Here is a 26,919-nt window from a genome sequence, read left to right on the forward strand (position 1 = left end):
GTAGGGGAGTAGGGGAGTAGGGGAGTAGGGAGTAGGGGAGTAGGGGGGCTAGTCGGGTGACAGTTTGCGGATCAGGAGGCGAAGAAGCTTCCCAACGCTTTCGGTACTCGCCAACAATGAAGCCGCCGTCGCCTTCGGCGCGATGCCGGTACGCTCGGCGATCAGAAGCTGAGTTTCCAGTTCCTTCAATGATCCTTGAGCGATACGGAGAAATTGTTGATAGGAACCTCGGATCTCTCTGCCATATCCCTCCGCAATGTTCGATGGCACCGAGCTTGCAGCGCGCCGTACTTGGCTGGTCAGTCCATAAAGTTCTTCCTTGGGCCATGATTTCGTCGCGCCGTAAACGGCCACAGCAAGGTCCATCGCCTGCTGCCAGACTATCAAATCCTTGTAGGAACCCGTTTTCTCAGCCATTCGTCCCTACTCCCCTACTCCCCTACTCCCCTACTCCCCTACTACACATTCAGCAGCAAATACTCCCTCTCCCACGGGCTGATCACTTCCATGAAGGTCTCGAATTCCGCTCGCTTGATCGCCGCATAGGTGGCGGCAAATGACTTGCCGAGCAGCGCGCCGAGTTCTTCGTCTGCCTCGAACAGGTCGACGGCTTCGAGCAGGCTGCGCGGCAGGTCGATCTGGTCCTCGTTGGCGGTCGTCAGAACCGGCGGCTCGGCCTTGATCTTGTTGGTCATGCCGATCAGTCCGCAGGCAAGCGATGCCGCCAGCGCCAGATAGGGGTTGGCGTCGGAGGAGGGGATGCGGTTTTCGACGCGCCGCGCCGCCGGGTCGGAGCGGGGCACACGGAAGGCCGTGGTACGGTTGTCGTAGCCCCATTTGTTGTTGACCGGCGCCGAGGCCGACTGCGTCAGCCGCCGGTAGGAATTGACATAGGGTGCAAACATTACCAGCGCGTTGGGCACATGTTTCTGCATGCCGCCGATGAAGTGGAAGAAGGCGTCGGTCTCCGAGCCGTCCTCCGCCGAAAAGACGTTCTTGCCGGTCTTCTTGTCGATGATCGACTGATGGATATGCATGGCCGAACCGGGCTGCCCTTGGATCGGCTTGGCCATAAACGTGGCGTAGATCTCGTGCTTGAGCGCCGCCTCGCGGATGGTTCGCTTGAACATGAACACCTGGTCGGCGAGCTCGATCGGATCGCCGTGACGCAGATTGATTTCGAGCTGGCCGGCGCCCTCCTCGTGGATCAGCGTGTCGATCTCCAGGCCCTGGCTTTCGGAGAAATGGTAGATGTCGTCGATCAATTCGTCGAATTCGTTAACCCCGGCAATCGAATAGCCGGCGCCGCCGCCGATCGGCCGCCCCGATCGACCTACTGGCGGGGTCAGCGGATAGTCCGGATCGGGGTTCTTGCGCACCAGGTAGAACTCGATCTCGGGTGCCACGACCGGCCTCAGCCCACGCTTGTCATAGGCGGCAAGCACGCGCTTCAGCACGTTGCGCGGCGTGAACTCGACCGAGCGGCCGTCCTGGTGGACGAGGTCGCAGATAACCGCCGCGGTAGGGTCCTCCTCCCACGGCACCACCGTCAGCGTCGAGAGGTCAGGCATCAGCTTGAGGTCGCCGTCGTCCTCCGGATAGTGGAAGCCGTTGCCGTCCTCCGGATAGCCGCCGGAAATCGTTGTCATGAACACCGCCGAAGGCAGCGCCAGCGAGGTGTTGGAGGTGAACTTCTTCGATGGCATCATCTTGCCGCGCGCAACCCCGGCCTGGTCGGGTGTGATGCATTCGATATCTTCGATGCCGCGCCATTCCAGCCAGGCGCTGACTTCCTTCCAGTTCTTGACGCCACGTTGGTTTTTCACGAAGGCAGGCGTGCGGGCGCGTCCTCCGCGGCTCGACGGACGGACTTCCTTTTTTGCAGGCGGCATCAATCACCAGATTTGTTGCAGATTGTGGAGTATAGCCGTTGCCGGCGACGAAAGGGAAGGGGAGCCGGCTGGCGTCCGCCTCGATTAACCGGGGGAACACAACGACTTCCGGATAAAAGCCTCCTGGTCTAGGGTCGGCCTCCCGCAACGCTGCAATTAATGGTCCCCATGCAACACAGCCGCAAACTGACGACGATCGGCTTCGACGCCGATGACACGCTGTGGCAGAACGAACAGTTCTTCCGCGTGACCGAGAAGCGCTTTGCCGCACTGCTCGCCGATCACGCCGAGGAGGACCGGATTTCAGCAAGATTGCTGGAGGCCGAGAAGCGCAACCTCGCGGTCTACGGCTTCGGCATCAAGGGGTTCACGCTGTCGATGATCGAGACGGCGATTGAGGTCACCAACGGCCAGGTGCGGGCCTCGACTATCGCCGAAATTCTCGCCGCGGGCCGCGAGATGCTCAGCCATCCGATCGAGCCGCTTCCGCATGCGCGCGAAACCGTGGAAAAGCTGGCCGGCGCCTACCGCCTGGTGCTGATCACCAAGGGCGACCTGTTCGACCAGGAACGCAAGCTCGCGCAATCCGGGCTGGGCGAGCTGTTTGATGCCGTCGAGATCGTCAGCGACAAGAGCGCGGCCACCTATAGCCGCATCTTCAGCCGCCACGGCGACGGCCCGGAAAAGGGTATGATGGTCGGCAACTCGCTCAAATCGGACGTCGTGCCGGCCATCGAAGCCGGCAGTTGGGGCATCCACGTTCCGCATGATCTGACCTGGGTGCTGGAACATGTCGAGCCGCCGGTCTCGGCACCACGCTTTCGCCAGATAGCCAATCTCGGTGAACTGCCGGGCTTGATCGAGCGTATCGGCGAGATTGATTGATCAGGTCTGCAGCCGAGGCATCACGGTAGGCGTCAATTGCGGCTAATTGCGATCAGCCGGTCGATCACCGGCTGCAGCCGTTCGGTGGTGATCGGCTTGACGACCACTGCATCGATGACGCTGGACAGGCCCAGGCTCTCCGGCGTGCCGGTCTTGACTGAAAGCAGGATCACCGACGGAAGCGATCTGCCTGACGCCCTTCGCAGTGCATCGATACCCGACAGCAAGGCGTCGCAGTCCCCATTCTCCGCACCGCCGTCGAGAACGACAGTCCCGGGAATCAGCGCGTGCAAGGCCTTTGCCGCGGTTTCGGGAGTTTCCGAGATCGGTTTGAGGCCGGACCGCTCCACGATTTTTGAAACCACGACGCGGTTGATCGGTGATTTTCCGACCACCAGCACCCGCGAGAAATCCGGGAGCATCCGCGTCTCCATGTCCCGGCTAACGAAAGGCAGCTGTTTTGCAGTCTCGATATCGCGATTCGCTGGGCACATGGCGGGGCAGGCCGTTGTTCAATGTTTCAATGCAGGGTTGAAACTCGAGAGGTAATTGGCGTGAGATCACTGCTCATGTCAAGCTCAAATGGCGTATCAGGAGAATATCGCAAGAAACATTAAAATTAAAATTAAGTGCTTTTCTTTGCCGCCGCCCGAAGAAGAAGTTGCCACCACAACCGGGCAGGCTCAGCTAAGTTTGGCTTTGCAGCGCGAACGCACCAACTCGCAGCCGTAGCCGGGTTGACGTAAGGTTGGACGAAGGCGAGTCAGGCCTGTCGCGAGCTTGTCGTATCGCCTCGCCGAACTACCCTTCCTCGTTGGCTAAGCACGTCTCTTTGACCGACGGGAGATGACGATGGAACTCGTGACTCACAAGAAATTCAAAAATGGCCGGTTGATGCCATGGGGAAAGGGTACGATCGTTACCGGCGCAAAGGGGTTTATCTACCTTTCCGGAAACACCGCGACGGCCGAGGACTACGATCCGATCGGCAAAAGCGGCGGCGCCGCCATTGGCGATGCAGCGGCACAGTGGCGCGCAATTCTCACCAATATCAAATCAGATCTGGAGGAGCTTGGCAGTGCGCTCGAGCATCTCATCCGGCTGACCTTCTTTGTTAAGGGGCCATTTCCAGATGGCGGCGTGCTGAGCTCGCCCAATTTTCGCTTGGACGTCTTGGACGAATTCTTTGCCGTGCACTGCCCGAAGCACTGCAGCTACAACAACCCGCCGCCCTCGGAAGTTATTGGCGTTGCAGCGCTTGCGCAGCCTGATCTTGTCATTGAAATCGTTGCATTAGCGGCTCTGCCGGATTAGGCAAAGCCGCGGCCTGCAAGGTGCGATAGCATGCGCTCAAAAGAGGCGCGGTGCTATCGAGTTTGTCTGTCGTGGCTCCGCTGTGTGACGATGACCGGGATCAGCAGATCGCCCCAGTTGCCGTCGCCGCCATGGTGTCGTGCCGAGCGCACCAGTTCGACCGAGACGCCTGCCTCGACCGCCTTCATCACCGACTGATTGAGCCTGTGCAGATCGTTCGCCAGCATGCGGATGGTCGCCTGCTGGTCGACATTCATGCTGGTGGCCTGCTCTTCGGCCCGTTCCTTGACGCGGCTTATCGAAGCCATTGGTCTTCTCCCTGTGTTGCCATGACTGTTGTGTTGCCATGCCCGTTTGGGCGTTCCCTCTGTTTGTCTGCTATTCCGCCGCCGGCCTGAATTGGGCGCGCTCGGTCGATCCCTGCATGGCCGTGGTCGAAGACTGGCCACCGGTGATCGCCATCGAGACGGCATCGAAATAGCCGGTGCCGACCTCGCGCTGGTGCTTGCTGGCGGTATAGCCATTGGCTTCCGCGGCGAATTCCGCCTGCTGCAGTTCCGAATAGGCGGCCATCTGCCGCTCCTTGTAGCCGCGGGCGAGCTCGAACATGCCGAAGTTGAGCTGGTGGAAACCTGCCAGCGTAATGAACTGGAACTTGTAACCCATGGCGCCGAGTTCCTTCTGGAAGTTCGCAATCGTCGCGTCGTCGAGATTCTTCTTCCAGTTGAAAGACGGCGAGCAATTATAGGCAAGCAGCTTGCCCGGATGGTGCTTGCGCACACCCTCGGCAAACGTCCTGGCCTGCGCCAGATCGGGCTTGGAAGTCTCGCACCAGATCAGGTCCGCATAGGGCGCATAGGCGACGGCGCGGGCGATGCAGGGCTCGATGCCGTTGCTGACATGGTAGAAGCCCTCCGCCGTGCGGCCGGCGCCATAATCGACGAAGGGCCGGTCGCATTCGTCGATGTCGGAGGTCAAGAGCTTTGCCGCTTCAGCGTCGGTGCGCGCCACGACCAGCGTCGGCGTGCCCATGACGTCGGCGGCAAGCCGCGCGGCGTTGAGGTTGCGGATGTGTGCGGCGGTCGGGATCAGTACCTTGCCGCCGAGATGACCGCATTTCTTTTCCGAAGCCAGCTGGTCCTCGTAATGGACGCCGGCCGCACCCGCCTCGATGAACGCCTTCATGATCTCGAAGGCGTTGAGCGGCCCGCCGAAGCCGGCTTCCGCGTCGGCGACGATCGGCGCGAACCAGGTGTCGACCGACAGCCCGTTGCCTTCCGAAGTCTCGATCTGGTCGGCGCGCTGTAAGGTGCGGTTTATGCGCTTGACCAGTTCGGGCGCGGCATTTGCGGGATAAAGCGACTGGTCCGGGTACATGGCGGAAGCGGTGTTGGCATCGGCGGCGACCTGCCATCCTGACAGATAGATCGCTTTCAGCCCGGCCCGCACCTGCTGCATCGCCTGGTTGCCCGACATGGCACCCAGCGCGTTGACGAAATCCTCTTCATGGATGAGCTGCCACAGCCGGTTTGCCCCCATTTCGGCGAGGCTCTGCCGGATCTGCACCGAGCCGCGCAGCCGCTTCACGTCGTCCGGCGAATAGGGCCTTTCGATGCCATCAAAGCGGCCTTGCGGCGCCGACGGGACGAGGTTGTAAAAGTCGGTCATTGATCACTCCAGGCGGTTTTGATGCCGGTTTAGGAAGGCGTCGCAGAGGGAAAATATGTGCGCCATATGTGTGACACCATTTACACGTCGGCACGACGCAAGCGAGGTAAACCTCCTGATCAGTCATAAAATAAGGGAAAACCTGTGTTGTGTTTGACTGATGAGAGCTGTAAATCTGTCATGATTGTAAAGGCAGCCATGCCATCGGCGGATGTAAATTTCTGTCAAGGAAACTCGATTGGCCGACCACAAAATCTTTGCCGGGCCGCGCATTCGTCGCATCCGCAACGCCAAGGGGCTGACCCAGACGGCGATGGCCGAAGGGCTCGGCATCTCGCCGTCCTATCTCAATCTCATCGAGCGCAACCAGCGGCCGCTGACGGTGCAACTGATCCTGAGGCTGGCATCCGTCTACAAGGTTGACCCGCACGAACTGCAGGGCGAGGCGCGGGGATCGGTCGCCGATTTGAAGGAAGTGTTTTCAGATCCGTTGCTGGCCGGCGAACTGCCGGGCGACCAGGAACTCATCGAGCTTGCCGAGGCGGCGCCCAACGCTTCCGCCGCTGTGATAAAACTGTTTCGCGCCTATCGCGAGCAGGCCGAGCGATTGTCGGATCTCAACGAGCTGCTCGCGCGTGAGGGCAAGGCCACCGCACTCTCCGGTGCCCGGCTGCCGATCGACGAGGTGCATGAGATTTTCGAACGCCGGCCGAACCATTTTGCCGCGCTCGAAGAGGAAGCCGAGGCATTCACGTCGGTGCTCGATCCTGGCGACGATCTGTTCAGTGCGTTGAAGGTTTGGCTGCGGCGTGAATTCGGCATCGTCGTTAAGGTACTGCCGGTCGCTACCATGCCCAACTGGCGGCGTCGCTATGACCGTCACTCGCAACGCCTGTTCCTGTCCGAGCGCCTGTCGCCATTCGATCAGCTGCGCGAGGTGGCTATGGAGGCCTGCCTGATCCGCATGAGCGTCGCTGTCGCCGCCGAGATCCAGGCGCTGAAGCTGACCACGGACGAAGCCCGCCGGCTGGCGCGTTTCGAGCTCGGCCGCTATGCCGCGCACGCTCTGATGATGCCCTATCAGCCTTTTCACGCCGCTGCGGTCCGCACCCGCTACGATATAGACATGTTGCGGTCGCGCTTCGGCGTTTCCTTCGAGCAGGCGGCGAACCGGCTGACCACGCTGCAGCGGCCGGGTGCGTCGGGTGTGCCGTTCTTCATGCTCGAGGTCGACAGTGCCGGCAATCGGTTCCGCAAGGCGGGCAGCCACGGCTTTCCGCAAAGCCGCTTCGGCGGCGGCTGTCCGAAGCTGCCGGTCCATGCCGCCTTCGCCCAGCCCGGCCAGATCCTGGTCGAGGCAGTGGAAATGCCCGACGGCGCGGCGTTCCTCTGCATGGCCCGCACGCTCGAAGGGCCGCAGGGCTCGTTTGCCGAGCGCCCGCGGCGCACCGCGCTGCTGCTCGGCTGCGACATCGGTTTTCGCGACGAGGTCGTCTATGGAGCGGCATTGCCGGGGCCGGCCGCCATCGGCAAGACCGGACAGAGCGCCGCTGCGCTGGCGACGCCGGTCGGCCCTGCCTGCCGGCTGTGCGAACGCATCGGCTGCCTCGCCCGCGCCGAGCCACCCGTTACACGCCCGCTCGGCCTCGACGAGATGGTCACGGGACTGTCGGCGTTCGATTTCCAGTGATTCGGCTCCAGCAATATTGCGGCTGAATCTTCGACCAAAGGACCTCATCTGTTCCTGCGGCGGCAACCAGTAAGCTGGTTCGCGGTTGCCGGCCAAAATATTGGTTCAGCCAAAATATTGATTCAGCCGAATATTGATTCAGCATTGACGGTACGGTATCAAAAAAAGAACTGCGCAACGGTCGGGGGATCAATGATGGGCAGGACAGTTTTTTGGCTTGGCTTGGCGCTCGCGTTTTCGGCCGATCCCGCATTGGCTGAAAAGTCCTCGGATTTCTTCAATTCCTATCAACACTACAATGATGCCGGCAAGGCGTTCCTGGACAAGATCGATCCGAAGACCGGCGCGATAAATCTTGCCGAAGGCATCCATCTCGACCTCAAGGACAAGTTCTATTTTCTGGACAAGAAGGACACGCTCTCCGTCCTCACCGAAGCCTGGGGCAATCCGCCCGACTCTGGTTCCGATGCCCTCGGCATGATCTTTCCAGTCTCCCATGATCCCATTGCCGACAACAATTGGGGGATAGAGCTGCGCTGGGAAAAGATCGGTTACGTCGACGACAGCGACGCCGCGTCCATCGATTACAATGAACTGCTGCGCAACATGCAGTCAGACACTCTGTCCGGCAACGATCAGAGGGTAAAGGATGGCTATGCGCCCATTACGCTGATCGGCTGGGCGTCGCCGCCCGTTTATGATGCGGCCCACAAGCGCCTGCACTGGGCCAAGGAGCTGCAATTTGGCAACGATGCCGCCCATACGCTCAACTACGACGTCCGTTTCCTTGGCAGGGAGGGCGTCTTCGTGATGAGCTATATCGCGACGGTGGAACAATTGCCGGAGATAAGGCAAAGCCTGGATGAAGTGCTTGGCCTCGCGGACTTCAATACCGGCAAGACATACGCCGATTTCGTGCCGGGCGTCGATACGGTTGCGGCGATTGGCGTCGGTGGCCTGATTGCCGGCAAGCTGGCGGCGAAAGCAGGTTTTTTGCTCGTGGCGCTGATCGCGCTGAAAAAGTTTGGCCTGCTCCTGCTGATTCCGCTGGCCGGTCTCTGGCGTTTTATCCGCGGCAACAAGAGCACCTCGTAACGCATCATCGACAGGTCGCCTCGGATCATCGCCGGGCGAGGGGCGAGGCGCCCTCATCAGTGCGCCAAACGGAACATCGAACTGGATCACGCCCGGCCTTCTGCTTTGCGTTACGCGAATTAGGCACGTCTCTGTCGTCCATTGCACATCGTGCTGCTCCGAATTCGCCGACAGTCGTACCCATGACCGATACCGCATCATCTCCGGTTGCCGCTTCGCCGATCGTGTCGCCGCAAGGGGAACGCGTCGGCTTCCTGCTGGTATTCCTGTCGGCGTTGATGTGGAGCTTCGGCGGCAGCATTGCGCGCTTCATCGACAACGCCGACAGCTGGACGGTGGTGTTCTGGCGCTCGGTCTGGGCCGCCGCCTTCCTGCTCTGCTTCATGGTCTGGCGCGACGGCTGGCGTGGCACGCTGAAGCTGTTTCGCGGCATGGGCCTGGCCGGCCTTGCGGTGGCGTTCTGCTTCGCCACGGCGTCGACCTCTTTCGTCGTGGCGCTTGCCTATACCACGGTCGCCAACATCCTGTTGATGCAGGCCGGCGTGCCGCTTCTGGCGGCGCTGTTTGCCTGGGCGCTGTTTCGCGAACGGGTGGCGGTGGCGACCTGGGTGGCGATCGCCGCCGTCATTGTCGGCGTCGCCATCATGGTGTCGGAATCGCTCGATGGCGCGGTGTCGCCGATCGGCGACGGGCTGGCGCTGCTCATCGCTGTCATGTTCTCGATCGCCACCGTCATCACGCGCCGCTTTGCCCATGTGCGCATGACGCCAGCGACCTGCCTCGGCACGATGCTGGCGGCCGCCTTTGCGGCATCGCAGGCGTCGGCGCTGGGCGTCTCCAGTCACGATATGGGCTTCCTCTTTGCCTTTGGCGTGATCAATCTGGGACTCGGTCTCGCCTTCTTCGCCACCGGAGCCCGGCTTGTTCCGGCCGCCGTCGCGGCGCTGCTCGGCACGTTCGAACCGATCCTTGGCCCGATCTGGGTCTGGCTCATCCATTCCGAGGTGCCGTCGGCGCGCACCATCGTCGGCGGTGCGGTCGTGGTCACCGCGCTGCTCGTCCATATCGGGCTCGAGTTCAAGCGTCAGACGCGGCCCGCGCGAGCGGGCGTCACCGGTGTGCCGTCACCTAATTGATGCAGTGCGCGCGTCAAAGCGAGATGAACCATTGACAACGTTGCAGCCGCGCGGGCAGGCTGCGATCACGGCAACAACAAGACAGGCGTATCTTGCCAAGTCTCCATGCCGGCCGCATCGAGGCCGGACAATATCGTCGTCTCCCTGCCCGCGCCGTAGCGAAAGCTTCCGACGGCGTCGGAACACCACCAACGCCACGCCAGGTCTTCGCTGTCGGCTCGCCGCCGAACGATAATGGCGCCGGCAATTCGCGCTTGTCGCCTGCCTGCAAGCCCAATACCTTGAAGCAAATGCCCAGCCGCGCGGACGCCGCGACGAGCTGGCGACGGAACACTCATCAAAGGAGAATAGCATGACCCGCAAAGCGCTCTGGCTTTCGGCGACTTCGGCGTTTCTGGCAGTTTTCACCTTGGGCGCGCATGCCGAGGATCGCGTCGTCAACGTCTTCAACTGGTCGGACTATATCGACAGTTCGATCATCGACGACTTCACCAAGGAAACCGGCATCAAGGTCGTCTACGACACTTTCGATTCCAACGAGATCCTGGAAACGAAACTGCTCGCCGGCGGCAGCGGCTACGATGTCGTCGTGCCCAGCGGCAATTTCCTTGCACGCCAGATCCAGGCGGGTGTGTTCCAGAAGCTCGACAAGTCGAAACTGCCGAACATTTCAAATATGTGGGACACGGTCATGGAACGGACCGCCAAATATGATCGCGGCAACGAATATTCGATCAACTACATGTGGGGTACGGTTGGCATCGGCTACAACATCAAGAAGGTGCAGGCAGCGCTCGGCACCGACAAGATCGACAGCTGGGACGTGTTCTTCAATCCCGAAAGCCTGGCCAAATTGAAGGACTGCGGCGTCTATGTGCTGGATTCGCCGGCCGACATCATACCGGCGGCACTGAAATATCTGGGCCTCGATCCAAACAGCACGTCGCCCGATGAGATTGCCAAGGCCGAAGAAACCTTGCTGAAGGTCCGGCCCTATATCCGCAAGTTCCACTCTTCCGAATACATCAACGCCCTTGCCAATGGCGACATCTGCCTGGCGGTCGGCTGGTCGGGTGACGTCTTCCAGGCCCGCAACCGCGCCGACGAAGCCAAGCAGGGCGTCGAGATCGGCTACTCCGTGCCGAAGGAAGGTGCCCAGATGTGGTTCGACCAGATGGCGATCCCGGCCGATGCGCCGCATGTCGCCGAAGCCCATGAGTTCCTGAACTACATGATGAAGCCCGAAGTGATCGCCAAATCGTCGAACTATGTGCTCTATGCCAACGGCAACAAGGCTTCGCAGCAGTTCATCGACAAGGCGATCCTGGAAGATCCGGCGATCTATCCGGATGCAGCCACCTTGCAGAAGCTCTACACCGTATCGCCTTACGATCCCAAGACCCAGCGCATCATCACTCGCACCTGGACCAAGATCGTCACCGGCCAATAGCAATCTGACCAGGCCCCGGCAGCCGTTGCCGGGCCGCTTTCTCATGGGGCAAGCAGCAGGACGGAGTGGGACATGAAATCGCTTGGCAGCATCCGCAGGGATTTTGCGCCATGGAACGATCCGAACGCCAAGCCATACATCCAGTTCGACAACGTCACCAAGAAATTCGGTGAGTTCACAGCGGTCAACAACCTGTCGCTGACCATTTTCGAGCGCGAATTCTTTGCCTTGCTCGGGGCCTCAGGCTGCGGGAAATCGACGCTGCTCAGGATGCTCGCCGGCTTCGAGGAGCCGACCGCCGGCCGCATCCTGCTCGATGGCCAGGACCTGCGCGGCATTCCGCCCTACCGGCGGCCGGTCAACATGATGTTCCAGTCCTACGCCTTGTTTCCGCACATGACGGTCGAGAACAACATCGCCTTCGGCCTCAAGCAGGAAGGCATGGCCAAGGCCGACATCGACAAGCGCGTCGCCGAGATGCTGAAGCTGGTCAAGCTCGAGCAGTTCGCCAAGCGCAAACCGCACCAATTGTCGGGTGGCCAGCGCCAGCGCGTCGCGCTCGCGCGCTCGGTGGCCAAGCGGCCGAAAGTCCTGCTGCTCGACGAGCCGCTTGGTGCGCTGGACAAGAAGCTGCGCGAGGAAACCCAGTTCGAGCTGATGGACCTGCAGCAGAACCTCGGCCTCACCTTCGTCGTCGTCACCCATGATCAGGAAGAGGCGATGACGATGGCCGACCGCATCGCCATCATCGACAAGGGCGAGGTGATGCAGGTGGCGACGCCGGCGGAGGTCTACGAGGCGCCGGGTTCCCGCTTCGTCGCCGGCTTCGTCGGCAATGTGAATATGTTCGACGGCAAGATCGCGGCTGGCGAGGCCGGCAGCGCGAGCATCGATGCCGGCAACGGCATCACCATCCGGACCGAAAATGCCGGCAGTGCCGCCGCCGGAACATCCGTCACCTTCGCCATCAGGCCGGAGAAGATCAAGGTGTCCTCCACGAAACCGGCCGGTGCCGTCAACGCCATCGAGGGCGAGGTCTACGACATAGCCTATCTCGGCGACATGACCGTCTATCACGTCAGGCTGGACGACGGTCAGGTGGTGCGGGCGAGCACCATGAACGCGGCACGCCTCACCGAGGACCCATTGACCTGGAACGACCGCGCCTGGGTTTCTTTCCGCCCCGACGCCGGCGTCGTCCTGACACGGTAGGGACTGATCATGTCCGCTGTCACCGCCGCAACAAGCTCTCCGGCAAGCGCTGCCGGCAAATCCGGCTTGGTCAGGCTGGGAGCGGCCTTCGTTAGCCGGCTCGTCATCATCGTCCCCTACCTCTGGCTGCTGTTCTTCTTTCTCGTGCCTTTCATCATCGTCTTCAAGATTTCGCTGTCGCAGACTGCGATCGCCATGCCGCCCTACACGCCGGTGCTCGATTTCCGCAGCGGCATTTCCGGGTTTATCTCGGAATTCGGCGCGCTGAATTTCGACAACTATACCTGGCTGACGCAGGATGCGCTTTACTTCAATGCCTATGTGACGAGCGTCATCGTCGCCGCCATCTCGACGGTCCTGACATTGCTGGTCGGCTATCCCATAGCCTATGGCATGGCGCGCGCCCCGGCGACGATTCGCCCGACCTTGCTGATGCTGGTGATCCTGCCGTTCTGGACCTCGTTCCTGATCCGTGTCTACGCCTGGATCGGCATCCTCAAGCCCGAGGGCCTGCTCAACCAGCTGCTGCTCGCCACCGGCATCATCAGCCAGCCGCTGATCATCCTCAACACCTATACGGCGATCTTCATCGGCATCGTTTACTCCTATCTGCCGTTCATGGTGCTGCCGCTCTATTCGTCCTTGGAGAAAATGGACCATACGCTGATCGAGGCCGCCAAGGATCTCGGCTGTCCGCCGACCAGCGCCTTCTGGAAGATCACCTTTCCGCTGTCGCTGCCCGGCGTCATCGCCGGCTGCCTGCTGGTGTTCATTCCAGCCGTAGGCGAGTTCGTCATTCCCGACCTGCTCGGCGGCTCGCAGACGCTGATGATCGGCAGGACGCTGTGGAACGAGTTCTTCGCCAACCGCGACTGGCCGGTGTCGTCCGCCGTTGCCGTCATCTTGCTGCTGCTGCTGATCGTGCCGATCATGCTCTTCCAGCGAGCCCAGGCGCGCGCCCAGGAGCAGGACCAATGAACGCGACCTGGAGCCGCTTCAACATCATTTCGATCGTGCTCGGCTTTGCCTTTCTTTACCTGCCGATCGTCCTGCTCGTTGTGTTCTCTTTCAACGAATCGAAGCTGGTCACCGTCTGGGGTGGCTTCTCGACGAAATGGTACGTGTCGCTGTTCCACAACCGGGGTCTGATGGACGCCACCTGGGTGACGGCCCGCGTCGGCGTCATCTCGGCAAGCGTGGCGACCGTGCTTGGCACGCTGGCGGCGCTCACCTTGACACGCTACACGCGCTTTCGCGGCCGGCTTCTGTTTTCCGGCATGGTGTTTGCGCCGCTGGTCATGCCGGAAGTCATCACCGGCCTGTCGCTGCTGCTGCTCTTCGTCGCCGTCGGCCTCGACCGCGGCTTTCTGACGGTGACGCTTGCCCACACCACGCTAACCATGTGCTTCGTTGCGGTGGTGGTTCAGTCGCGCCTGATCACGTTCGATCGTTCGCTGGAAGAGGCCGCGATGGACCTCGGTGCGCCACCGGTGAAGACCTTCTTCCAGATCACGCTGCCGGTTATCATGCCGGCTATCGTCTCCGGCTGGATGCTGGCCTTCACGCTGTCGCTCGATGATTTGGTTATTGCCAGCTTCACCTCGGGACCCGGCGCCACGACGCTGCCGATGAAGATCTACAGCCAGGTCCGCCTTGGCGTGACGCCGGAAATCAACGCAGCGTGCACCATCCTGATCGCGGTCGTCGCAGTTGGCGTGATCATCGCTTCGCTCGCAAACAAACGCCGCGAGGTGCAGCGCCAGCGCGACGAGCAGGCGGCGCAGCGAGGTTGAAGGCTCGCTACTCTCCCGAAACGCCGCGGCTTATCGGCGAGATGAACGGCGTGCTCCACGTGCCGCCGACGAAGAACGACGACTGCTTGGGCGGCTGGCCGTTCGTCTGCGTGGCAGCCTGGCTCGGCTGGACGATGCCGCCGGACAGCGCCAACCCGCGTCCGGCATAGGATGCGATGCCGGAAAGCCAGATCTTGTATTGCGCGGAATTCACCTCGGCCTTGTCGATGCGCGCCACGCCGTTCGAAACGCTCGCCTTGAGTTCGGCCCCGTCGATCGGCAGCGTTCCGTCCGAGACGTCGTCCAGCGCGAAGAATCCGCCCTGTTCGGTGTGCTTGAGGAACGCCGGCAGGTTAAGCCGGCTCAGCGCACCCGCGCCGAACGTCGCGGACAGCGAGCCATTGGCGTTTTCGAAAATCGAGTCCCAGGTTCTGCCAGGCCCTTTGAGGATGACCGAAACGGTTCCAGTGCCGATCGGCACCAGCCGCGTCATCCCGGCCGCGGTGCCGAAAGCGCCGCCGTCGATATCGGAAGCAAGCAGCCGGATCTCGACTTCCGTGCCGGCGGGCTTGCGGTCGAAACGGACGCTGCTCTGGACGTTGCCGCCAAAGGCGGATGCATCCGAGATGTCGAAGACGGCAAGGCCGTTCTTGACCTGGGCGGTGGCGGCGACGTCGGCAAGCTGGATGGCGCCGGCGGTGGCATGCGCCGCCGATAGCCTGAGATCGAGATTGATCCGGTCGGCGAAGCTTGTGTCGATTTCGCCCGGGCCGGCGCCGCCGGCGGATGGCACCGGGGTAAAGGCGGAGAGAAACGATCTGAGGTCGAGCGTATCGAAGGCAAGTGTGCCGGAGATCACCGGCAGTGCCTCGCCGTAGGTGAAGTCAAGCGCGCCCATTCCGGGGTTGTTGTCGAGGGTCAGGGCCGTATTTTCGAATTTGATGCGCCCGGCCGTCGCCGTGATCTTGCTCGAAACCGCGATCGAGCCGATTGCGGCACCGGGCGCGATGCCGGCCTGCGACCATTCGAGCACGCGTCGCAGCGAAGGTGCGGCGAATTTTGCCTGGCCGTCGAAATAGCCGTTCTCCGACATGCTGGCGCGGCCGTCGAACGAAAAACTGGCCGGTGCCGCCTTGAAGGAAAATGTGGCCGGTGCTGTGCCGCCACCAAACAGCACGAGCGGGTTCGGCGATGCGGCGTCGATGGCAACACTTTCGCCGCGCCATATCCCGGTCGCCGACAGCGTCGCATTGCTGTTCATCGCGGCCCAGTTCGCCTGGCCGCTCAGGCTGCTCAATATCTCCTGGTCCTTGCCGCCGATGGCAGCCACTACGCGGCCGTCCCTGAACTCGACTGTGCCGAACGGATCTGCCGGCAGCTTGCCGAGATCCGGCTTGGCGGGATTTGTGTTGATCACCGCGCGGGCAGCATCGATCGAACGCGTAATGCGCCCGCCGCTGGGAATCGCAGGCAGGAAAAACCCGCTCGCGGTACGCTGAACCCGGATCGTCGGTCGTACCAGCCGCGCCGTCGAAAACATCACATCGCCACGCAGCGCCGCCATCGCCGAGAGGTCGACCTCGACCCGTTCGGCCTCGACCACGGGCGGCGCATCCGTCTCTGTCCATTGCGACAGCGTCACGTCGCTCAGGATCGCCCGGAAATTCGGCCAGACCTCGATGCGCGGCGCGCCGTCGATGGTGACCCGGAAACCGCTCCACGCGCTCATTTCCCACGCGATACGGTCGCGTACGATGCGGGTCGAGGCGATCAACGGCAAGGCTGCGACAACCAGCGCGATGACGATGACGGCTGCGCCGATCGCCCATATTCCGCGTCGGATCAAAGGTGATGGCATATCGCCCCGTATGCTTCCATTCCGACAAAATCGCCCGACGGGTGTAACCGACGGCTGACGCATTTCAAGTCTTTATGGCCCGGCGATGGCATTTGCGCACACCCTGACCGGCGCGGTCCAACAAAATCTTGCTCTGCTGCATCGCGATATGCATAAGCGATGCCAATGCATGTCGCCCAAAGTGCGCAGCGGTTTTGGGATAAACGACATGCATAAAGACAAAAGTTTAAAGCGCGTCGCGTGAATCTCTTCAAACGTGACGTGCTTTAAGGAGGAACAATGATGGCTGACGACGCACCGCTCTGGATCCCGACGCAAGAGCAGATCGACGCAGCGCCGATGACCGCCTTCATGAACGCCGCGGCGAACATGGCCGGCAAGGTTTTCTCCTCCTATGCCGACCTGCATCGCTGGTCGATCGATGATCGCGAGACCTTCTGGAGCCTGGTCTGGGACTTTTGTGGCATCGTCGGCGACAAGGGCGAACGCGTGCTGGTCGATGGCAACAAGATGCCCGGCGCGACCTTCTTTCCTGAGGCAAAGCTGAATTTCGCCGAGAATCTCCTCAAGAAAACCGGGCTTGGCGACGCAATCGTCTTTCGCGGCGAGGACAAGGTCGAGCGGCGGCTGTCCTGGAACGAGCTGCATGCGCTGACCTCGCGGCTGCAGCGGCTTTTCCTGTCGCTCAAGGTGAAGAAGGGCGACCGCATCGCCGCGATGATGCCCAACATGCCGGAGACCATTGCTGCGATGCTGGCGGCCGCCTCGATCGGCGCGGTCTGGTCGTCCTGCTCCCCAGATTTCGGCGAGCAGGGGGTTCTCGACCGGTTCGGCCAGATCGAGCCTGTCGTGTTCATCGCGCCGGACGGCTACTGGTACAATGGCAAGGCGATCGAAGTCGCCGACAAGATCGCGGCCGTGGCGGGCAAGCTCGCCACCGTCCGCAAAGTCCTCATTGTCGACTATCTCGGCACCTCGCTCGACGTCGCCGCGACCATCGGCAAGGCGGCTGCGCTGGAAGAGGCGCTGTCACCCTTTGCCGCAAGGCCTGTCGCCTACGAAAGGCTGCCGTTTTCGCATCCGCTGTACATCCTGTTTTCATCGGGCACGACCGGCATTCCCAAATGCATTGTCCATTCGGCCGGCGGAACGCTGATCCAGCACGTCAAGGAAGAACGGCTGCATGCCGGCCTGCTCGACGGCGACCGCTTCTTCTACTTCACCACCTGCGGCTGGATGATGTGGAACTGGCTGGTGTCGGGCCTGGCATCGGGCGCCACCTTGCTGCTCTACGACGGCTCGCCGTTCTACCCGGACGGCAATGCGCTGTTCGACTTCGCCGATGCCGAAAAGATGACCTATTTCGGCACCTCGGCCAAATTCATCGATTCCGTGCGCAAGGCCGGCCTGAAGCCGATCCGCACGCATGATCTTTCCAGCGTGCGCACCATCTCATCGACCGGCTCGCCGCTATCGCCGGAAGATTTCCGCTTCGTCTATGAAGGCATCAAGAAGGACGTGCATCTGGCTTCGATTTCCGGCGGCACCGATATCGTCTCCTGCTTCGTGCTCGGCGTGCCGATCGAACCGGTATGGACCGGCGAGATCCAAGGGCCCGGGCTCGGCCTTGCCGTCGATGTCTGGGACGATGACGGCCGCCCGCTCCGCCAGGAGAAGGGCGAGCTCGTCTGCACCAAGGCGTTTCCGGCAATGCCGATCGGCTTCTGGAACGACCCTGACGGCAGGAAATACAAAGCCGCCTATTTCGAACGTTTCGACGATGTCTGGTGCCACGGCGATTTCGCCGAATGGACCGTCCATGGCGGCCTGATCATCCATGGCCGTTCCGACGCCACGCTCAATCCGGGCGGTGTCAGGATCGGCACGGCGGAGATCTACAATCAGGTCGAGCAGATGCCGGAAATCCTCGAAGCGCTGTGCATCGGCCAGGATTTCGACAATGACGTGCGCGTCGTACTGTTCGTGCGGCTGGCGGCCGGCGTTGAGCTCGATGCCGAGCTGGAAAAACGCATCCGCGCGAAAATCCGCACCGGGGCGAGCCCGCGCCACGTGCCGGCCAAGATCGTCGCCGTCAGCGATATTCCGCGAACCAAATCGGGCAAGATCACCGAGCTCGCGGTACGCGACATGGTGCACGGCCGCGCCATCAAGAACAAGGAAGCGCTCGCCAATCCCGAAGCGCTCGAGCTGTTCCGCAACCTGCCGCAGCTTGCCGACTGACCCCGGGATCCAAGGTGGGAGCCGTTTTGAGGTCTCAGGTATCGTTAACAAATTATCTCTTCGGAATTTACCTAGATTTCATGAGTGGTACACATTGGTAAATTTTCCGGCGTGCCGGTAAGGATTTGTTAAGGCCCGGCATCAATAGTCGTGCGTAACTTGAGGGAGAAATCCCGTTCCTCTTAGCCCCGAGAGGATCTGATTCGCTCAAGCCCCGTTGTGACAGCAATCCTATCATTCAAGGCGTCCTGTTGGACGCCTTTTTTCTTTGCGCAACCATAGCTAACCGGCGAGCACGCGGGTCGAGGGAAAGGCGACTTCGACCAGGGTTCCCTCGCCGGGCGTCGAGTTGATGGTGAACCGGGCCCGGTTCGCTTCGACCATCGCCTTGGTCAGCGGCAGCCCAAGACCCGTGCCGTCGCCACGGCCGCGCTTCAGCGCATTGATCTGCTTGAACGGCTTCAGCGCCTGCTCGATCTCGGACTGGCTCATGCCGATGCCGGTATCGCGCACGCGCATGACGACATCGCCGGAGATCTCGTAAGCCGTCGACACGATCACCTGGCCGCCAGCCTGCGTGTAGCGGACGGCGTTCGACAGGATGTTGAGCGCGATCTGCCGCACGCTGCGCAGATCGGCCACCACTTCCGGCAGCCGCGAGGCGAAGCTGGAGCGGATGATGACGCGTTCCCGGTTGGCTTGCGGCTGCATCATCGCCACGGTTTCGGCCAGCGTGTCGTTAAGCGACACCGCCTCATAGGCCATCTCCTGCTGGCCGGCCTCGATTTTCGAAATGTCGAGCAGGTCGTTGACCAGATCGAGCACGTGGTTGCCCGAACGGTTGATGTCGCGCAGATAGTCGCGATAGCGGTCATTGGCCACCGGCCCGAATTTCTCGTCGACCATCAGCTCGGAAAAGCCGATTATGGCGTTGAGCGGCGTGCGGATCTCGTGGCTGATGCGGGCCAGAAAATCGGTCTTCTGCGACGAGGCGCGTTCGGCGACCGCGCGCGCCTGGGTCAAGTCCTCTTCGGCCCGCTTCCACTGGGTGATATCGCGCACCACCGCACAGAAGCCGCTGTCGTTGGGCAGCCTGCCGATGGTCATGAACAGCGGAATGAAACGCCCCTGCGCCTCGCGCCCGATCACCTCGCGGCCATCGTTCATCACGCTTGCGACGCCGGGCTCCGACAACCCCTCGAGATAGTCACGCGCCGCGCGCTGGCTTTCGATCGCAAACAGCGAGACGAACGGTTTGCCGGTCACCTCGTCGCTGTCGAAGCCGAACAGCGCTTCCGCCGGACGGCTAATTGAACGGATCGTTCCGTTACGGCCGATCAGCACGACGCCGTCGGTGGCGGTGTCGATGATAGTGCGCATTTCGGCAATGCGTGCCTTGAGCTCGGAAACATCCGGCTGCGTTTGGTCTTCGGCGGCGCCATGTGGAATGGCTGCTGCCTCGTCATCGCCGGAACGACGTACGACCAGCATCAGCGCCTTGCCGTTTCCCCAGGGCACGGAGCGTAAAATCGCATCGATCGGAAACTCCTGACCTTCGCGCGTTTTCAGCCGCAGAGCGCGGTCGCCGCCATCCGAACTGCCGTCGTCGGCATAAGGGTCGGCAAACAGCGCGCCGAGCCCGCCGGCCTCGTCCAGGGCATTGAGCGTCGCATAGCCGGTCAAGCCGAGGAATTCGTCGTTCGCGTAATGCAGCTGGTCGCCGGAATGGATAAGCACCGGCACTGGCAGCTTGCCGAGGATCGAGGTATCCGGCCCCTTGTTGTCCTCTCCGGCAAACGCCGACGGCACGAAGCCGTCGAGTTTGAGCGGTGGTGCCTGCAGCCGCGCGATGGGCGGCACCTGGCCGGCAACGTCGGCTGCGGCTGCGCTGTCCTCGGACCAATCCTCGCTGTCTTCGGCGTCACGGAAGTCTTCGGCCGTCATGCTGTCATCGTCGCCATCCCGCGGCGCTTCGGCGACGATCGTTCGATGGTCCGTGCTGGGCTCAATGCCTTCCTGCGCTTCGTCGCTGGGTTCGCGGTCGGCATAGTCGAGCAGCGATCCGGAAACAGGGCGTGTGACGGGTTCGCCGGCTTGCGCCTCTGCTTCCGCCTCATCGGGCTGCTCGCCGTCGAGCCGGGCAAGATCCTTCTGGTCTTCGGCATCGGCCTCGGGCGGTTCGGCGGCAGCCGCCCCGCTTTCCGGACCTTGCGCCGGCATCTCACCCTTGTCCGTCGGGCCGGCTTCTTTCAGCTTTGGCTCGTCGGCCTTGCCGGCTGCCTCGACTTTCTCAACCGGCTTCTGCTTTCCGGCGCTGGGCTGTTTTTCGGCCGGGGTGCTGTCCTTCTTGAGACGCTCGCCAATCTCGCGAAACGCGCTGCGTTCCAGCGTCGACAGGCCCTTGTCGTTGGCCGGCTGCCGGTGCTCGGCCAGCCGGATCACCTTGTCGGCAAAGCGCCGCTCGGGTTTTGGCACGATGGTCAATGCCGGCACTTCGCCCCTGAACGGATCGGCGGGTTTAGGTGTCTCGGGGAGAGGTTCGACGGCTTTCGGCCCGATGGTCGCGGCAGGTTTCTCCTCGGCGACAAGGGCCATGCCGACGGCATCCGGATCGACCACCGCATCGCCGCTCCTGGCCACGCCGAAACCGCGAAAACCTTCGAAAACGCGGCTGCGGCTGTAAACCGGGAGCGCCGCCAGATCGACGGGTATCTTCAGATCGGTGCCGGCGACCGGCCACAGCACGGAGCGGCCGGACCAGGTGTCGCGCCGTTCGAGCAGGCCGGCAATCTCGCCAGAAGCATCGAGGCCATAGGCGGCCGAAACATCCTCGAAGCGGCGGCCGATCACGTCGGCGGCAGGCTTGCCGACGAGCTCGGCAAATTCCGGCGAAAGGGCGCTGAAATGGCCCTCCGCGTCGGTACGCCAGACGAAACGCATGGGCGCGGCGGTGCGATCGATCGCCGAAGCGCGGTGTTCGGCCGGCGATGCGGCTTTGGTGGCTTTTGCGGCGCTTTCCGGCGAAGTATCCGCGCCGGCCTGCGAAGCGTCCGGGCTGGTCTCGACTTTGCCGGACGCAGCTGCCCCGGGCGGGACCTGCGCGTCGTCGCCGGCATTGAAGTACCAATGGTCATGCTGCGTCGGCGTTTCGCCAGCCGTGCGGTGATCGCCGGCCGCGTCGGCAGGTTCGTGCTCCGCCGATGCCGAGGTGCCTTGCATCGCTGCAAGGTCGATCTCCGCCGCGCCGGTGCTGGCGATCGGCTGCTCGTTGTCCTGATCCGTTGGCTGGGGAAGATCGCCACCTCTCAGTGCCGCTGCCGCCTCGGTTTCCCCGCCGGCGCGCTCGCCATCGGGGGCCTCGCCGTCAAGCCGGTCCTCGTCGATCACCACCAGCAGGTGCCGCTCTTCCGTCAGCCGGGCAAGGCCCGCGGGATAGGAGCTGGACCCACCCGGAACCAGGCGCTTGACGATGCGGTCGCTCTCGTTCGCCACGTCGGCGACAAGCGCGGCCAGCGTCTCAGGCCGGATGCCGAGCGCCGAAAAGCCGTCCGATGCGGCGTCGATATTGCCCTTGGCATCGACAAAGGCGATGTAGTGGCCGTCTTCCGCAAAGCCACCGATGGCGCGGTCGGCGATCTCGGCGGCGCTTCGCGAGCCGGTCTGCGCCGCCGGCAGCGCCAGCATGATTGCTTCCTCGCCATCGGGCATGGTCACCGCGCTGGCCAGGAAGCCGACGGCGCGGCTGGTCAGGCCAGTCGCCAGCCGGACCGTGATGGCACGGTCGCGGCCGATCTGCGGAAAACCGCTGGTTGCCATGATCTGGCGCCTGGCGATCAGCGGCAAACCTGCCGAGGCGCCGATGATCGCGCCGATGTCGGGATAGCCGAATACCGCTGCGCCGGGGCCGTTGGCCCAGATCACCTGCTCGAGATCTGCCGACAGAATAGCGATCGCGTCGCCTGCGGCGAAGCGCAGGCGGACCGCGTCGAGCACGGCGACATCGAGGAAGGAGTAGTTTTCAGCCGGCATGCGCTTGGCGACCCTCACAGAGCGGGCAATTTGCGGTTAACGCTTTGTTAATAAAAGCCGACGGCGCGAAGGTCCACAAGTCATAGCGTGCAACCAGCGGAATCTCTAGGCGCGTGGTTAACGCCGCGAACCAAATATTTTATGGTGCGATGCAACAAACATGTTGCAATGCACAAAATTTGCCTTTATATTGCCATGATAGATGAACGAGACGGCATTTTGTCAAAGCCGCTGCCGCTGAAAAGGATGGAAAATGTCCAGGACCAAGACCGCTGAAACGATCGAAAACGTTGAATTCCCGAGCTTCGACGCTTCGAAGGCCACCGACCAGATCCGTGCCTTCGCCGAAAAGGGCGTTGAGCAGTCGAAAGAGGCCTATGCCAAGCTGAAGACCGGCGCCGAGGAGACCCAGAAGGCTCTGGAGTCGACCTACGAGACCGCCAAGTCCGTTTCCAGCGACCTGTCGCTCAAGACCATCGCCGCCCTGCGCGCTAATGCCGAAGCCGGCTTCTCGCATTTCGAAGCGCTGATCGGCGCCAAGTCGCTGTCGGAAGTCGTCGAGTTGCAGACCGCTTTCCTGCGCAAGCGCGTCGAAATGACCGTCGAGCAGGCTAAGGACTTCCAGGCGGTTGCTGCCAAGGCGGCCGAGGACGTATCCAAGCCGATCAAGACCGCCTTCGAGAAGGCCGTGAAAGAAATCAAGATCGCCTAATATTTGCGCACAGTTTGACGATGCATCAAAAGGTCGCATTTCGTCAGACAAATAGATGTGCGATATAGTGGTTTAAGTGAATACCCGGCGGGTGGAACCTCCTCCCTCTGCTCACCGGGGTGACCAGCCAGCACCTCCTCCCGCTGGCTCGTAACAGGAAAAGGCCGGCACCTCCTCCCGCCGGCCTTTTCTTTTGTCCGGCGGAAAATGACGCGATGCCGGAGCGAGCTTTTGCCTTGCCAAAAGCCTTGAATTAAACTCCGATAGCCCGTATGGACGCATCGCCGAACGACAGAGCGGGTCCCGAACGTTTCATCTCGATCCCGCTCAGGCAAACGTGCCGTTGTAGCTCAGATGGTTAGAGCGCCGGATTGTGGATCCGGAGGTCGCTGGTTCGATCCCAGCCAACGGTACCATTCAGCTTTCAGCCAGGTTTCTGACCAATAGCGCCGAGCGTTCACTACGATCCCGTAGCGCTCACCCACGGTCCCGCGCCTGACGCGCGCCGCGCAGGTGATCCACGAGGGCTCTCAGCTTCGGCGCGATATTCCGTCGGCTTGGGAAATAGAGATAGAAACCCGCAAACGGCGGAAAATAGCCGTCGAGGATTGGCACGAGCTCGCCGCGGTCGAGCCAGGGGCGGAATGTATCGGCCATGCCGAACGTGATTCCGGCGCCTGCAACGGCCAGCCGGATCATCAGCCACATGTCGTTGGTTGTGATCTCGGGCGCAACCGCCACGTCGAACTCGCGCCCGTCCTCGCCGAACTCCCACCGATAGGGCGAAACTCCCGGCGCCGGCCGCCAGCCGATACATCGATGAGCCACAAGCTCGCGCGGATGGGCGGGTGCTCCGAACTTTTCGAGATAGCGCGGGGCGCAGACGGCCATCTGTCGCTGATCGCCCGATACCGGCACGGCAATCATGTCCTGCTCGATCACTTCGCCGAGCCTCACTCCCGCATCATAGCCTTCGGCAACGATGTCGAATTCCTCGTCGGTGACCACAATATCCAGATGCACCTCGGGAAACCTTTCTGCAAAGGACGCCAGCAACGGTCCTGACAGAAAGGCCTCTGCGATCGACGAAACCACGATCCGCAGGCGGCCGCGCGGGCGGTCCAGAAACTCCGTGGTGGCTTCGATTGCCGCGTTCACGTCGGCGATCGCCGGTGCGACGCTCGCCAGCAGGCGCTCGCCCGCTTCGGTCAGGTTGACGCTGCGTGTCGTGCGCTGCAGCAATGCGATGCCAAGGCGCTGTTCAAGCCTGAGGATGCTCTGGCTGACCGCTGAGCGCGTCACGCCCAACCGGTCTGCCGCAGCGCGAAAATTGCGTTCCTCGGCCACGGCGACGAAGACGGCAATTGCATTGAGATCGATGTCCCATTGGTTAGTCAAACTTACCATCGAGGTTAACGGCAGGCGGGTTATCGCGACAATGCCATGGCTCTATCTCTGTCGCAACGGCAAGAAGGCTTGATCCTCCTGATCCAAGCCGAAGCCGACCAACAAGGAGATATCCCATGACATCACTCCCTTCCTCCTGGGACCTGGATGGAAAAGTCGCCCTCGTGACCGGCGCGGCACGCGGCATCGGCCGCTGCGCGGCGGAACTGCTGCGGGCGCGGGGCGCCCGGATCGTGGCAAGCGATCTCAGCGACAGCGTACGCGAATTGGAAGCCGAGGATGTGGCGACCCTGGTCGGCGATGTCGCCGACGAGGATCTGGCCAGACGCTCGGTCGAACTCGCCGCGAAGCGCTTCGGTCGACTCGACATCGTCGTGAACAATGCCGGTCGCACGCTCAACAAACGACTGACTGAGACCTCGGTCGACGACTATGACCGCATCCTGCAGATCAACGCGCGCGGCAGCTTCGTCACTGCCCGTGCCGCAGTGGAATTGATGGCCGCCGGCGGTAGCGGCGCGATCGTCAATGTCTCGTCGATCTCGGCCGTCGCGGCCTTCGAGACGCAGGCGGCCTATGCCTCCTCCAAGGCGGCTGTCGCACAGCTGACCAAGGTGATCGCGATCGAATACGGGCGCATGGGCATTCGCTGCAACGCCGTTGCCCCTGGCGTGATCGAAACCGACATCATGGAAGGCGTGGTGGAGAATGGCCGGGAGATGCTGCGCAGCTTCGGCGGCGCGCATCCAATCGGCCGGATCGGCCAGCCGCAAGAAGTTGCCGAGGCCATCGCCTTTCTTGCCTCGCCGGCATCCAGCTTCATCACCGGGGCCTTGCTTCTGGTCGATGGCGGCTACACCGCCCAGTGAGCCCCCCAAATAGGGCCGGCGCGCCGCGGGAGCTCACCCGCACCCAATCCCTTCACATCGTGAAAATAATCATAGAACCAAAAGGATCATCTCGATGACGATGAACAGAGTTGTTCTGATCACCGGTGCCTCCAGCGGCATCGGCGCTGGCATTGCCCGCGAGCTTGGCGCGGCAGGTGCGAAGCTGATGCTCGGCGCACGCCGCACCGACCGCCTTGAAGCGCTTGCGGCCGAAATCGAGGCAGCTGGTGGAACGGTTCGCGTGCGAGCGCTCGACGTCACCAGGAGGGCGGATGTCGCAGCATTCGCCGACGCAGCCCGGGCCGAATGGGGCCAGGTCGATGTCATCGTCAACAATGCCGGCGTCATGCCGCTGTCAGCCATGGCAGCCATGAAGGTCGACGAGTGGGAGCTGATGGTGGACGTCAACATCAAGGGTGTTCTGTACGGCGTCGCGGCGGTTCTGCCCGAGATGACGGCACGCGGCTCCGGTCACATCATCAATATCGGTTCCATCGGCGCACTGGCCGTCTCGCCCACGGCCGCCGTCTATTGCGCAACGAAATACGCTGTCCGCGCGATTGCCGATGGGCTCCGCCAGGAGAGTGACGATATCCGCGTAACCTGCATTCATCCTGGCGTGGTGGAAAGCGAGCTGGCGAACACGATCTCCGACGAAGCCGCTGCCGCCGCCATGAAAACCTGGCGTGCTATTGCCCTGCAACCCGATGCCATCGCCAGGGCAGTGCGCTACGCAATCGAACAGCCCGACGATGTCGACGTCAACGAGATCGTCGTGCGTCCGACGAAGGCGGCGCATTGATGCGATCCACTTTGGCCGCAGTGCTTACGCGTATTGCCGTTGCTGTAGCTCCAACCGGCCTGACCCTTCCTTCAACTCCAATCCTCGCGGAAGAACCAATGACGCACCAAGATCATCCCTATGTCGGAATGTGGGTCACCGAGGATCGCCATATCAGGCACGAACTCCTGCCGAACGGCCGTTATGACGAAGCGCGCGGTGACCGCGAAAGCGCCTACCGGGGACGCTATGAAGTGCACGGCAACCACATAGAATACTGGGACGATACGGGCTTCACCGCGGATGGTGAGTTCGTCGAAGGCGTCCTCTATCATGCCGGCATGATCCTTTACCGCCGGCGGTAGAGAGCCACCCTGAGACAAGCACTTCAGGATTCCACAAGACGCTATTGCATGCCTTGCATGAGACGCTCGGCAGCTTGCACTGCAAGGCCCGTCACACCACATATCTTCACGCAAGCGCGGCGGAAAGAAGCAGGATCGCGAGCAGAGTCGACATTGCAAATGGTTGTCACTATATAGCGGCGGCTTTGACGGCTCGCCTCTTACATGGTGCCGGCGAGAGCGCGGTAAATGTGCTAGTCGTTGTGACATCTATTGTGATCTAAAACGGCTTGAAAATCGAAAAAAAGCAAATAGAAACAATAGCGCGGGTCGAACGAGTTTCGTCGAGAGAATCAGTCCTCAAGAACTAGAACGTGCTCCTTGAACCCTCCATTCCCTTCAGCTCTGTGGACCTCGGACAAGTTCGGCTTGCCGGGCGAAGCCGACTCGGCTCGAATGGCAGCACGCATCTTTTCGAAGATGCCGACGTTTATGATTACCAACCGGCATAGCCGCTAGGGA

The 26,919-nt window shown here is 61.9% G+C and carries 22 protein-coding genes and 1 tRNA gene; 15 read left to right on the forward strand and 8 right to left on the reverse strand.

Features of this window, described 5'->3' with window-relative positions; genetic code table 11:
- Window positions 1-48: 48 nt before the first annotated feature.
- Both NKI70_RS00005 and NKI70_RS00010 read right to left on the reverse strand, forming a co-directional pair.
- The gene (locus NKI70_RS00005; RefSeq protein WP_352457075.1) at window positions 49-417 is read right to left on the reverse strand and encodes a four helix bundle protein; all 369 of its coding nucleotides are present in this window, start codon (window positions 415-417) and stop codon (window positions 49-51) included.
- Window positions 418-458: 41 nt separating this feature from the next.
- On the reverse strand, window positions 459-1,892 hold the full coding sequence (locus NKI70_RS00010) for a glutamine synthetase family protein (RefSeq protein WP_023677442.1): 1,434 nt from the start codon (window positions 1,890-1,892) through the stop codon (window positions 459-461).
- Window positions 1,893-2,060: 168 nt separating this feature from the next.
- Between NKI70_RS00010 and NKI70_RS00015 the strand changes: the two genes are divergently transcribed.
- Window positions 2,061-2,777, forward strand: coding sequence for an HAD family hydrolase (locus tag NKI70_RS00015; protein ID WP_023677443.1), 717 nt, complete (start codon window positions 2,061-2,063; stop codon window positions 2,775-2,777).
- A 32-nt stretch (window positions 2,778-2,809) separates the two neighbouring features.
- On the opposite strand, the gene NKI70_RS00020 is transcribed toward NKI70_RS00015, so the two are convergent.
- A complete protein-coding gene (locus tag NKI70_RS00020; RefSeq protein ID WP_245274728.1) occupies window positions 2,810-3,199 on the reverse strand; it encodes an ANTAR domain-containing protein in 390 nt (129 codons plus the stop codon).
- Window positions 3,200-3,629: 430 nt separating this feature from the next.
- Here NKI70_RS00020 and NKI70_RS00025 point away from each other — a divergent pair, with 430 nt between their 5' ends.
- The gene (locus NKI70_RS00025; protein ID WP_023677445.1) at window positions 3,630-4,091 is read left to right on the forward strand and encodes a RidA family protein; all 462 of its coding nucleotides are present in this window, start codon (window positions 3,630-3,632) and stop codon (window positions 4,089-4,091) included.
- A gap of 53 nt (window positions 4,092-4,144) precedes the next feature.
- On the opposite strand, the gene NKI70_RS00030 is transcribed toward NKI70_RS00025, so the two are convergent.
- Entirely contained in the window at window positions 4,145-4,399 is a 255-nt protein-coding gene (locus NKI70_RS00030; RefSeq protein WP_023677446.1) for an SMc00767 family acetate metabolism repressor, read from the reverse strand.
- Between the two features lie 70 nt (window positions 4,400-4,469).
- A complete protein-coding gene (aceA, locus tag NKI70_RS00035; RefSeq protein WP_023677447.1) occupies window positions 4,470-5,759 on the reverse strand; it encodes an isocitrate lyase in 1,290 nt (429 codons plus the stop codon).
- 238 nt (window positions 5,760-5,997) lie between these two features.
- Here aceA and NKI70_RS00040 point away from each other — a divergent pair, with 238 nt between their 5' ends.
- The 7 genes from NKI70_RS00040 (at window position 5,998) to NKI70_RS00070 (ending at window position 14,135) form a co-directional block, all read left to right on the forward strand.
- On the forward strand, window positions 5,998-7,449 hold the full coding sequence (locus NKI70_RS00040) for a helix-turn-helix domain-containing protein (protein WP_023677448.1): 1,452 nt from the start codon (window positions 5,998-6,000) through the stop codon (window positions 7,447-7,449).
- A gap of 117 nt (window positions 7,450-7,566) precedes the next feature.
- Window positions 7,567-8,544, forward strand: a complete 978-nt coding sequence (locus tag NKI70_RS00045; protein ID WP_156937360.1) for a DUF2167 domain-containing protein — start codon at window positions 7,567-7,569, stop codon at window positions 8,542-8,544.
- Window positions 8,545-8,726: 182 nt separating this feature from the next.
- Window positions 8,727-9,680 (forward strand): DMT family transporter, encoded by a 954-nt coding sequence (locus NKI70_RS00050; RefSeq protein WP_023677450.1) that lies wholly within the window; start codon window positions 8,727-8,729, stop codon window positions 9,678-9,680.
- 352 nt (window positions 9,681-10,032) lie between these two features.
- On the forward strand, window positions 10,033-11,130 hold the full coding sequence (locus NKI70_RS00055; RefSeq protein WP_023677451.1) for a polyamine ABC transporter substrate-binding protein: 1,098 nt from the start codon (window positions 10,033-10,035) through the stop codon (window positions 11,128-11,130).
- A gap of 72 nt (window positions 11,131-11,202) precedes the next feature.
- Window positions 11,203-12,342 (forward strand): ABC transporter ATP-binding protein, encoded by a 1,140-nt coding sequence (locus tag NKI70_RS00060; RefSeq protein WP_023677452.1) that lies wholly within the window; start codon window positions 11,203-11,205, stop codon window positions 12,340-12,342.
- A gap of 9 nt (window positions 12,343-12,351) precedes the next feature.
- Window positions 12,352-13,320 carry an ABC transporter permease subunit gene (locus NKI70_RS00065; protein ID WP_031211982.1) on the forward strand — a complete coding sequence of 323 codons (969 nt, stop codon included), beginning with the start codon at window positions 12,352-12,354 and terminating at the stop codon, window positions 13,318-13,320.
- Entirely contained in the window at window positions 13,317-14,135 is an 819-nt protein-coding gene (locus NKI70_RS00070) for an ABC transporter permease (RefSeq protein ID WP_023677454.1), read from the forward strand. Before NKI70_RS00065 ends, NKI70_RS00070 begins: the two co-directional genes overlap by 4 nt.
- 7 nt (window positions 14,136-14,142) lie before the next feature.
- Here the strand turns inward: NKI70_RS00070 and NKI70_RS00075 are convergent, their stop codons facing one another.
- The gene (locus NKI70_RS00075) at window positions 14,143-15,993 is read right to left on the reverse strand and encodes an AsmA family protein (protein ID WP_352723958.1); all 1,851 of its coding nucleotides are present in this window, start codon (window positions 15,991-15,993) and stop codon (window positions 14,143-14,145) included.
- Between the two features lie 282 nt (window positions 15,994-16,275).
- Here NKI70_RS00075 and NKI70_RS00080 point away from each other — a divergent pair, with 282 nt between their 5' ends.
- Entirely contained in the window at window positions 16,276-18,234 is a 1,959-nt protein-coding gene (locus tag NKI70_RS00080) for an acetoacetate--CoA ligase (RefSeq protein ID WP_352723960.1), read from the forward strand.
- A gap of 282 nt (window positions 18,235-18,516) precedes the next feature.
- Here the strand turns inward: NKI70_RS00080 and NKI70_RS00085 are convergent, their stop codons facing one another.
- Window positions 18,517-22,263: a PAS domain S-box protein gene (locus tag NKI70_RS00085; protein WP_352723962.1), complete on the reverse strand. Its 3,747-nt coding sequence runs from the start codon at window positions 22,261-22,263 to the stop codon at window positions 18,517-18,519.
- Between the two features lie 253 nt (window positions 22,264-22,516).
- Between NKI70_RS00085 and NKI70_RS00090 the strand changes: the two genes are divergently transcribed.
- A complete protein-coding gene (locus NKI70_RS00090; protein WP_254819298.1) occupies window positions 22,517-22,975 on the forward strand; it encodes a phasin in 459 nt (152 codons plus the stop codon).
- A 339-nt stretch (window positions 22,976-23,314) separates the two neighbouring features.
- Window positions 23,315-23,391: transfer RNA gene (locus tag NKI70_RS00095), tRNA-His, on the forward strand.
- Between the two features lie 61 nt (window positions 23,392-23,452).
- Here the strand turns inward: NKI70_RS00095 and NKI70_RS00100 are convergent.
- Window positions 23,453-24,373 carry a LysR family transcriptional regulator gene (locus NKI70_RS00100; protein WP_352698067.1) on the reverse strand — a complete coding sequence of 307 codons (921 nt, stop codon included), beginning with the start codon at window positions 24,371-24,373 and terminating at the stop codon, window positions 23,453-23,455.
- A 125-nt stretch (window positions 24,374-24,498) separates the two neighbouring features.
- Here NKI70_RS00100 and NKI70_RS00105 point away from each other — a divergent pair, with 125 nt between their 5' ends.
- The 3 genes from NKI70_RS00105 to NKI70_RS00115 all read left to right on the forward strand — a co-directional run bounded on the left by NKI70_RS00105 (window position 24,499) and on the right by NKI70_RS00115 (window position 26,418).
- Window positions 24,499-25,251 carry an SDR family NAD(P)-dependent oxidoreductase gene (locus tag NKI70_RS00105; protein WP_352634648.1) on the forward strand — a complete coding sequence of 251 codons (753 nt, stop codon included), beginning with the start codon at window positions 24,499-24,501 and terminating at the stop codon, window positions 25,249-25,251.
- Window positions 25,252-25,345: 94 nt separating this feature from the next.
- Window positions 25,346-26,074 (forward strand): SDR family oxidoreductase, encoded by a 729-nt coding sequence (locus NKI70_RS00110; protein ID WP_352698065.1) that lies wholly within the window; start codon window positions 25,346-25,348, stop codon window positions 26,072-26,074.
- Window positions 26,074-26,418 carry an Atu4866 domain-containing protein gene (locus NKI70_RS00115; protein ID WP_352577548.1) on the forward strand — a complete coding sequence of 115 codons (345 nt, stop codon included), beginning with the start codon at window positions 26,074-26,076 and terminating at the stop codon, window positions 26,416-26,418. Before NKI70_RS00110 ends, NKI70_RS00115 begins: the two co-directional genes overlap by 1 nt.
- The last annotated feature ends 501 nt before the right edge of the window (window positions 26,419-26,919 follow it).

The organism is Mesorhizobium sp. M0500 (genome assembly GCF_040321165.1).
Classification (GTDB): domain Bacteria; phylum Pseudomonadota; class Alphaproteobacteria; order Rhizobiales; family Rhizobiaceae; genus Mesorhizobium.